The organism is Mycobacterium sp. (assembly GCF_049802695.1).
Classification (GTDB): domain Bacteria; phylum Actinomycetota; class Actinomycetes; order Mycobacteriales; family Mycobacteriaceae; genus Mycobacterium.
The window spans coordinates 1-8,626 of record NZ_JBARMY010000182.1 but is presented as its reverse complement, the minus strand read 5'-3'; the positions used below and the strand labels follow the sequence as shown (position 1 = coordinate 8,626).

6 protein-coding genes and 2 pseudogenes are annotated in these 8,626 nt (G+C 63.4%); 2 read left to right on the top strand and 6 right to left on the bottom strand.

The genetic code is table 11. The features are described 5' to 3' along the window. Positions 1-1,145 (top strand): annotated as a pseudogene (locus WA317_RS07355) (serine/threonine protein kinase); the annotation flags it as partial. 70 nt (positions 1,146-1,215) lie between these two features. On the opposite strand, the gene pstA reads toward WA317_RS07355, so the two are convergent. From pstA to WA317_RS07325, 6 genes are all read right to left on the bottom strand, one after another. After that, on the bottom strand, positions 1,216-2,121 hold the full coding sequence (pstA, locus tag WA317_RS07350) for a phosphate ABC transporter permease PstA (RefSeq protein ID WP_425172405.1): 906 nt from the start codon (positions 2,119-2,121) through the stop codon (positions 1,216-1,218). Further along, on the bottom strand, positions 2,118-3,086 hold the full coding sequence (gene pstC / locus WA317_RS07345; protein ID WP_425172406.1) for a phosphate ABC transporter permease subunit PstC: 969 nt from the start codon (positions 3,084-3,086) through the stop codon (positions 2,118-2,120). The genes pstA and pstC overlap by 4 nt, the downstream gene beginning before the upstream one ends. A gap of 42 nt (positions 3,087-3,128) precedes the next feature. Continuing rightward, a complete protein-coding gene (gene pstS, locus WA317_RS07340; protein ID WP_425172404.1) occupies positions 3,129-4,241 on the bottom strand; it encodes a phosphate ABC transporter substrate-binding protein PstS in 1,113 nt (370 codons plus the stop codon). A gap of 239 nt (positions 4,242-4,480) precedes the next feature. Next, positions 4,481-5,317 carry a mycofactocin-coupled SDR family oxidoreductase gene (locus WA317_RS07335; protein WP_425172403.1) on the bottom strand — a complete coding sequence of 279 codons (837 nt, stop codon included), beginning with the start codon at positions 5,315-5,317 and terminating at the stop codon, positions 4,481-4,483. Positions 5,318-5,339: 22 nt separating this feature from the next. Beyond that, on the bottom strand, positions 5,340-6,542 hold the full coding sequence (locus WA317_RS07330) for a cytochrome P450 (protein WP_425172402.1): 1,203 nt from the start codon (positions 6,540-6,542) through the stop codon (positions 5,340-5,342). Positions 6,543-6,731: 189 nt separating this feature from the next. Further along, complete coding sequence (locus WA317_RS07325) at positions 6,732-7,391, bottom strand: TetR/AcrR family transcriptional regulator (RefSeq protein WP_425172401.1); 660 nt, start codon at positions 7,389-7,391, stop codon at positions 6,732-6,734. A 157-nt stretch (positions 7,392-7,548) separates the two neighbouring features. Between WA317_RS07325 and WA317_RS07320 the strand changes: the two are divergent. Beyond that, positions 7,549-8,423, top strand: a pseudogene (locus tag WA317_RS07320) (acyl-CoA dehydrogenase family protein). Positions 8,424-8,626: the final 203 nt, after the last annotated feature.

The following is an 8,626-nucleotide window of genomic DNA, read 5'->3' as shown; positions in this document are numbered from 1 at the left end:
GCACCGACGACACCTGGCACGACCAACCCGTCCCGCCCCTCCCGGAACCCGGCGCAACCTGGCGGGCCCCGGCAAGCATGACCCCGCGCGACACCGGGCATGGCCAACCGATTCCGCCACCGTCTGACCCGGGCGCGACCTGGCACGGTCCGACCAGCGCCCCGTCTCCCGAACCCGGATGGGACCGCGCCCAGCCGAATCCGCCGTCCGCTGCCGGCCCGGCGCACTCGTCGGACTTCGAAAGCGCGGCCAAGCCCACCAGGATTCGAAAGGTGGGTCTGCTGATCGGCGCTACCGCGCTGCTGCTGGTCATCGCGGTGATCGTGGGATACCTGGTGCTGCGGCCCTCGCGGCCGTCCAATACCTCGTGGACCGCCGCGCCGGGACAAAGCGCCCTGCCGTTCACCGGCCTCAACTTCCGCTTTTCGCCAGGCGGACTGGCGCTGGACAGCGACGGAAGCATCTACGCCACCAACCAAGGCATGTACGGCCGGGTGGTCAAGCTGGCTCCAGGATCCACCGAGCCGACGGTGCTGCTGTTCAAGGGTCTCTACGAGCCGCACGGGGTGGCCGTGGACAGCGCCGGTGCCGTCTACGTCACCGACGAGAACAACAGAGTGGTGAAGCTGCCACCCGGATCGAACGACCAGATCGAGTTGCCGATCACCGGACTGAATTATCCCGAAGGCGTCGACGTGGACTCCGGCGGCAACGTGTACGTCGCCGACCGCGGCAACAACAGGGTGGTCAAATTGGCGGTCGGCTCCAACACCCAATCTGATCTGCCGTTCAATGGTCTTAATCATCCAGACGGAGTGGCGGTCGACTCCGGCGGCAACGTCTACGTCACTGACTCCGACAACAACAGAGTGGTGAAGTTGGCCGCCGGCTCGGAGAACCAGACCGACCTGCCGTTCACCGGCCTCAGCGTGCCCTGGGGCGTCGCGGTGGATTCGGCCGGTGCCGTCTACGTCACCGACTACGAAGTTCAGAAAGTGGTGAAGTTGGCGCCCGGGGCGACCACTCAAACCGAGCTCCCGTTTACCGGCCTCAACAGCCCCCTGGAGCTGGCGGTGGACAAGAGCGGGAACGTCTACGTTGCCGATCGGGGCAACAACAGGGTCGTGCGGCTCGCGGCAGGCTAGTGGCGATCGCGAGCGCGGCTGAAGGCCGGGCGAAGCGGGTCGCCACCATCGGTGACGCCCGGTGCGCGGGTTACCGCCGCCCGCCCGGCAGAACGCGGATGGCCGCGGCAGCGACCAGGTTGATGACGGCCACCACGATGATCAACGTCAGCGCCGCACCCCAGACCCGCAGAAAACCGGCGTGCTCAGGGTTGGTCAGCTCGGTGTAGATCAACAGCGGCAGCGAGGCCATGTTGCCCTCGAAGATGTCGTAGTTGATGGAGCGGCTGTATCCAACCAGCACCAGCACCGGCGCCGTTTCACCGATGATGCGGGCGATCGACAGCAGCACACCGGAGATGATTCCGGGCAGCGCCACCGGGGCGACGATCCGCACGATCGTCTTCCACTTCGGAATCCCCAACGCGTAGCCGGCTTCCCGCAACTCGTCGGGTACGAGTTTGAGCATCTCCTCGGTCGATCGCACGACCACCGGCAGCATCAGCAGGACCAACGCCAGCGACACCGCAAAGGCGCTCTGCTGGAAGCCCAGAGTCGCGATCCACATGCTGAACACGAACAGCGCCGCCACGATCGACGGCACGCCGGCGAGCACGTCGACCATGAAGGTAGTCACCCGAGCCAGGCGATCGGAGTTGTACTCGGCCAGATACACCGCGGCCAGCAGTCCCAGCGGCACGGCTACCAGCGCGGCCACCGCGGCTTGTGCGAGTGTGCCGTACAGCGCGTGATACACCCCGCCGGTGAACTGCTCGGGCAGTACGCCGCGCAGTGAGTGCGTCCACCAGCCCGAGCGGGTAACGGCATACCAGCCCCTCACGGCCACCACGCACAGCAGCCAGATCAGCGGCACCAACGCGATGGCGAAGGCAGAAAGGAAAAATGTTGTGGCGAGCTGATTTTTGATTCGCCGCACGATGCTGACGGAGCGAAACGCCGGTGCCTTGACCGGCCGGTCGAGGGTGCCCTGAATCATCCGTTGACCTTCCCCCCGGCGATCACCCGGGCGGCGGCGTTGACGATGAATGTGAGCACGAACAACACGAAGCCCGCGGAGATGAAGGCTCCGGTCGGCAACGGTTCGCTGAACTCCGATGCGGCGGAAGCGATTTTGGAGGCGAAGGTGTAGCCGCCGTCGAATAACGACCAGGCGCCGGGGTGGGCGGCCGCGCGCAGGATGATCAGCACGGCCACGGTTTCGCCGAGAGCGCGGCCCAAACCCAGCATCGATGCGGCGACGATTCCGCTACGGCCGAAGGGCAGTATGGTCATCCGCACCACCTCCCATCTGGTGGCGCCGAGCGCCTGTGCAGCCTCGATCTGGATGGTCGGGGTCTGCCGGAACACTTCTCTGGACACTGACGAGATGATCGGCAGAATCATCACCGCAAGCACGGTGCCCGCGGTGAAGATGTTGCCGCCGCCGGCCAACGACACGTCGCCGGGCTTCAACAGGAACAACCAGTTGAGGTGTCGGTTGAGGAACGACTCGAGCGGTTCGAGCTCCGGTGCCAGCACGAATATGCCCCATAGCCCGAAGATGATCGAGGGCACGGCGGCCAGCAGATCAACCATGGCGGCGAACGGGCGCGACAGCCGTGCCGGCACGTATTGGGTCAAAAACACCGCAATTCCGACCGCCACGGGGACGGCCAGCACCAGGGCGAATGCCGAACTCAACACCGTGACCATGAACAGGTCGCGGATCCCGAACGCCAGGTGGTCGGCATCGGCGGTGTCGAAATCGGCACTGGTCAGGAAATTCGCGTGGTTCGCCAGCAGCGAAGGCACGGCCCGGATCAGCAGGAAAAGCGCGATCAACACGATCGCGGCGACGATCATCGAGCCCGCGGCGGCCACCGCGATCTTGAACAGTCGATCTCCGCGCCGTGCCGTTCCCGCTTCGATCGCTGCCGGTGCGGGCGTAATGCCGTCCTGGATAGGCCGCACGCCGAGCGGTCCTTCGGTCACGCCGACCTCAGATCAACTGAGGGCGTTGATTGCGGTCGTCAATCTGGGTTTGAATGCGTCAGGAATCGGGATGTACCCGTTGTCTGCCAAACCGGTCTGTCCGGCGCCGATAGTGGTTTGCAAAAACGCTTTCACGGCCCTGCCCACCTGCGGGTCGGGGTACTTCGAGCAGACGATCTCATAGGTCGCCAGCACGATCGGATAGGCGCCGGCCTGCGTCGGCTTGTAGAACGACGTTGTGTCGAGCACCAGGTCGTTGCCCTGGCCCTTGATCTTGGCGCCGGCGATCGTCTTGCCGACCGTGTCGGCGCTGATCGCCACCGGCTGCGGGCCGGCCGAGGTGACGATCTGGGCGATGTTCAACTTCTGTGCCTGGGCGAAAGACCATTCGTTGTAGGTGATCGAGCCTTCGGTGCTCTTGATGGCCGCTGACGTGCCGTCGTTGCCCTTGGCGCCCTCGCCGACACCGCCCTTGAACGCCTTGCCGGTGCCCTTACCCCAAACGCCGTCGGACGCGACATCAAGGTATTTCTGGAAGTTGTCCGTGGTGCCGGATTCGTCGCTGCGGAACACGACGTGAACGGGGGTTGCGGGCAGGTTGGCGTTCGCGTTGAGTGCTTTGATCGCGGAATCGTTCCAAGAGGTGATGGTGCCATTGAAGATCTTCGCGCTCGTAGGTCCGTCGAGATTCAGCGTGGTCACCCCGCTGAGGTTGTAGGTGACCGCGATGGGACCGAACACCACCGGCAGGTTCCAGGCCGGCGAGCCGCAACGCGGCTGGGCCTTCGTTGCTTCGTCGGCGCTGAGTGGTACGTCGGAGCCGCCGAAGTCGGTCTGGTTGCCGGTGAACTCGTTGACTCCGGCGCCGGAGCCGTTGGCTGTGTAGTTCAGCGTCTGATCAGGGCAGGCCTGCTGAAACGCGTTGACGAAGCGTGTCATCGCGTTCGCCTGCGCCGTCGATCCGCTGGCCTTCAGCGACTTCTTTCCGCCGCAGTTCGCGTTCGCTGTCGACGAACCCGACGATGGTTTTCCGCTGGATGCGCCGTTGTCGCTGCCGCATGCCGACAGCATGACTGTGCCGGTGGCGAGAATACACAGTGCTGCGCCGAACCGATTGAGGCTCAAAACAACTCCTTCGAACGGTAGGGTCCGACTGCTTCACGGCCAGCAACGGTATGGACTTATGGATGGCCCACGGCGACGCCCACCGGTGAAACTATCACGACAGATTGCCCGTGCACGAGGGGTTGCCCGCAGCGGACCCGCTCTAAATCAAAACGCTTGACTTAATGCCATGGAAGCGGTTCACTGCTCGACCACCCACAGACCGGCGCGCCGAAATCAGGGCCGGGCGAACCCGGCCGCTACTTGAGGCAGCTGCCGGCGTCAACCGGAAGGGTCACCCCCGTGACGTAGCGCGACTCATCGGAGGCGAAGAACAGCACCGCGTTGCTGACGTCCTCGGGCTCCACCCAACCCACGGGCAGGGTGTGCATCATCTGCGCTATCACCTTGAGGTCATCTGGACCCGGGTTCTCCAAATCGGGGCGGAACAGCTTCATCGTCGGCTCGTTCATGAACAACGGTGTGTTCACGTTGGTGGGATGAACCGAGTTGACCCGGATCATGTGCTGCCCCAACTCAACTGCGAACGTGCGCATCAACCCGACGACGCCGTGTTTGGCGGCCACGTAGTGGCCGGTGTGCGGGTAAGCTTTCAACCCGCCCACCGAACTGGTCAGGATGATCGAACCGCCTTGCCCGCCCGCCAGGAGATGGGGCACACCGGCTTTCACCGTCTTCCAGACGCCGCCCAGGTTCACGTCGATCATGTCGGTCCAGTCTTCTTCACTGGTCTTATCCAACGTGTTCCCGCCGTTGCCGATGCCGGCATTGGCAACAATGATGTCCAGCCGACCCAGCTGTTCCACGCCGGCGTCGACGGCGGCTTTCAGCGCGGCGTAATCACGCACGTCGACTTCGGCGGTGTAGATGCGGCGGTTATGACCCTTGACGAGGTCGGCGGTTTCAGCCAAATCCTCTGGAGTAGCAAGTGGAATCGCAACGGACTCGATCTGCTTACAGATATCAACGGCGATGATGTCGGCGCCTTCCTGCGCCAGTCGCACCGCATGCGAGCGGCCCTGACCGCGCGCGGCGCCGGTGATGAACGCGACCTTGCCTTCGACTCGCCCGGCCATTGCTACCTCATTTCCTTCGAGTTCACGTGATCAGAGCAGACATTGATTCCCAGCCGCGAACGGTCGACGTCGGCGACAGCTTGGCGGTGGTGAGGTCGACTTCCCACTCCGGGAAGCGTTTGAGAATCTCCTCGAGTGCCACCCGGCCTTCGAGTCGGGCCAACGCCGAGCCCAGGCAGTAGTGTGTTCCGACACTGAACGTCAGGTGTTGGCGCATCAGCCGGTGGATGTCGAAAATCTCACCGTCCGGCGCAAACTGGCGGTGGTCGCGGTTGGCCGCCCCGATGAGCATCATCATGACGCTGCCTTCTGGCACGACCTGGCCGTAGTACTCGACGTCCCGGGTGACATACCGGGACACGTGCGGCGCCGGCGGTTCGAAGCGCAGCAACTCCTCGATGGCCTGGGGGATCAGTGCGGGATTCTCGACCAAGTCGCGGCGTTGACCGGGATGCTCAGCCAGCACCTTTCCGGCCCAGCCGATCAGGCGGGTGGTCGTCTCATTACCCGCCCCGGCGACGACGTTGACGTAGAGCAGAAGTTCTTCGCGTGTCAAACGCCGCCGGACGCCCTTTTCGTCTTCGAATTCGACATTGAGCAGCTCGGTCATGATGTCGTCGGACGGATGCTGAGCGCGCCAGTCGATGTACTCGGCGAAGATCTCACCGGTGTCATAGCCTTGCTGCACGAGATCCATCGGCTTGCCGTCTTCGGTGCGCATGTTGGCGTTGGACCGGTCCCGGATGGCTTCCTGGTCGGTCTCCGGGATGCCCAGCAGCATGCCGATCACCCGCATCGGCATCTGAGCACCCAAGTCGTTCACGAAGTCGAAGCGGCCCGATCCGATCAGGGGATCCAGACTGCGGACGCAGTATTCACGGATTTTGGGCTCGAGCGCTGCGATCTTGCGCGGGGTGAACATCCGGGCAAGCAATTTCCGGTGAATGTCGTGAATGGGCGGGTCTTCGAAAATGAGGACGCCCGAAGGCACTTCGAGGTTGGCCTTGATCAACTCCAGAATTCCGCCTCGCGCGGAGCTGAACGTCACGTGATCGACGATGGCGGCGTCGACATCAGCGAAGCGGCTCAGCGCGTAGAAGTCGTGTTCGGAGTTGTAGTACAGCGGCGCCTCTTCGCGGAGGCGGGCGAACATGACGTAGGGATCAGCGTTCAGCTCTACGTTGTACGGGTCGTAGTAGACATCGCTGGTAGCGCTGACTGTCACAGATATCGCCTCTCGCCGGAACCATCTGGCTGGAACGGAACCGTGCAGATCGTTTCGTTGAAGAACTTTGTCATCCGTTGACCGCAAGTGTCAACGTCGGATTCATCCTTGCTAGCTGTCACTCTCGTTAGGCAAGAACGCCATTCTCAGAGGCGTGCGGTATGCGAACGATGGCTCAGGGAGCAGACATCACCTTCCCGACGCGCCGACGAATCCGCGTGAGCAGAAGTCCCACACTTCGTCGGCGCTGATCGGGTGAACGGTAGCGTCATCGGAGCCACTGGACTGGGCGATGAACATGACCGTCTGCATCGTCATGGCCGCCATCCGGCGGGGATTGGCGTCGGGGCGCAATTTTCCGGCCGCGGCGGCTTGTTCCATCAGTTCAGTCAGCAGAGCGACCAGTGGCGCGTGCGCGATTTTGACCTCAGCTGGGTGCGTGACCAGCAGTCTTGGCGCAAAGTCGGTGAAAAGCGGCCGCTTCGCCGTCGGATCTGGACGTGAGGCTTCGAAAAGCAACTCCACCGCAATCTTCAGCCGCTCGAGCGGATCGGAATGGCTGACGGTGGCGGCGCGGATCTGTTCTGCTGACCGGCTCAGCGCGTCTTCGAAAAGTGCCAGCAGCAGCTCGTGTTTTCCGTCGAACTGCAGGTAAAAACTTCGCAGGGACTGACGCGACCGGTCGACGACTTCCTGAACGGTGAAGTCGGTGCTGCCCTTTTCGATGATGATGGCCTGGGCGGCATCCAGGAAACGCTGCACACGCTGGGCCGCTCGCAGTTTGGCGGTTTTGATCGAGCGCTCGACCGCACGCTGCTTCCAGGCCGGCTCCTCGCTTGGGTTTATCACCGACGGCCCGGTCGGTTGCCGCGAGGGGAGAACATGACTGGACTCTACCGGAGAACGTCGTGCCATTCTCTGCAATACCCCCTGACGGGTGGCGCCGTATTTGAGATTGTTACTTTCGCGTAGTGAGAACAGTATTCTCATATGTCGAGGAGTGCCAGTGCAGCTGACGTTTGACGCCGATGTCGAAGCGTTCCGAGCGAATTCGCGGCGTTCCTCGACGAAAATCTGCCTGCCGAGGCGTGGACGGGAGAGCGGGCGCAATCTAGCTCGCACGTCCCGCAGTGGGCCCGACGGTGGCAGCGGCTGCTGTTCGACCATGGGTGGTTGCTCCCGGGCAATCCGCCGGAGTTCGGCGGTCGCAACGCCACGGTGTTGCAGCAGTATGTGCACGCCGACGAGCTGGCGCGGCGCCGCATCCACCACAGTTTCAATCCGCAGGGCATCGGCATCGTCGCCGCCTCGCTGTTGTCGTTCGGCACCGACGAGCAGAAGCAGCGATGGGCGGTGCCGATCCTGCGCGCGGAGATGACGGCGTCGTTGGGGATGAGTGAATCTGGCGCAGGCTCGGATCTGGCATCGCTGCGCACCCGGGCGGTGCTGGACGTGGACCACTTCGTGGTCCACGGGCAAAAGGTGTGGACGTCCGGTGCCCACGACGCCGACGTGTTGCTGGCGTTCGTGCGCACCGACCCGGAGGCTCCCAAACACAAGGGGATCAGTGCGTTGCTGATATCGACCGATACGCCCGGTGTGACGTGCCGGCCGTTCGCGTCGGCGTCAGATCACGACGACCTGGACTTCAACGAGGTGTTTTTCACCGACGTGCGGGTGCCCGCCGAGAACTTGGTGGGTCCGCTCAATCGAGGTTGGCAGGTGGCGACCGGCCCGTTCGCGCCGCTGAACTTAGACAGCCACTACGGCCGTTGGTCCGACCGCTACTTCCGCAGTTTCGCCGCCACCATCGCCGGCGGTACTTCAGAGATCCAGCGCAACATCATCGCCCAACGGGTACTCGGCTTACCTCGTGCGTAGCGGGTCCAACCACTGCCTTCACTCCTGTCACATCTGCCTCTCCAGAAGGGACTGCCTTCTTGCCCGCCTAATGGGATTCGATCAGCGAGTCGTTGACGAGGTTTATGCCTAGTTGGCGAGAAGCTGGTCACCGAGCCGCCGGCCGGTGAGCACTATGCCCGCCAGGAATGATGGTCGATTCCTACTAAGAGATTGTGCCCCGG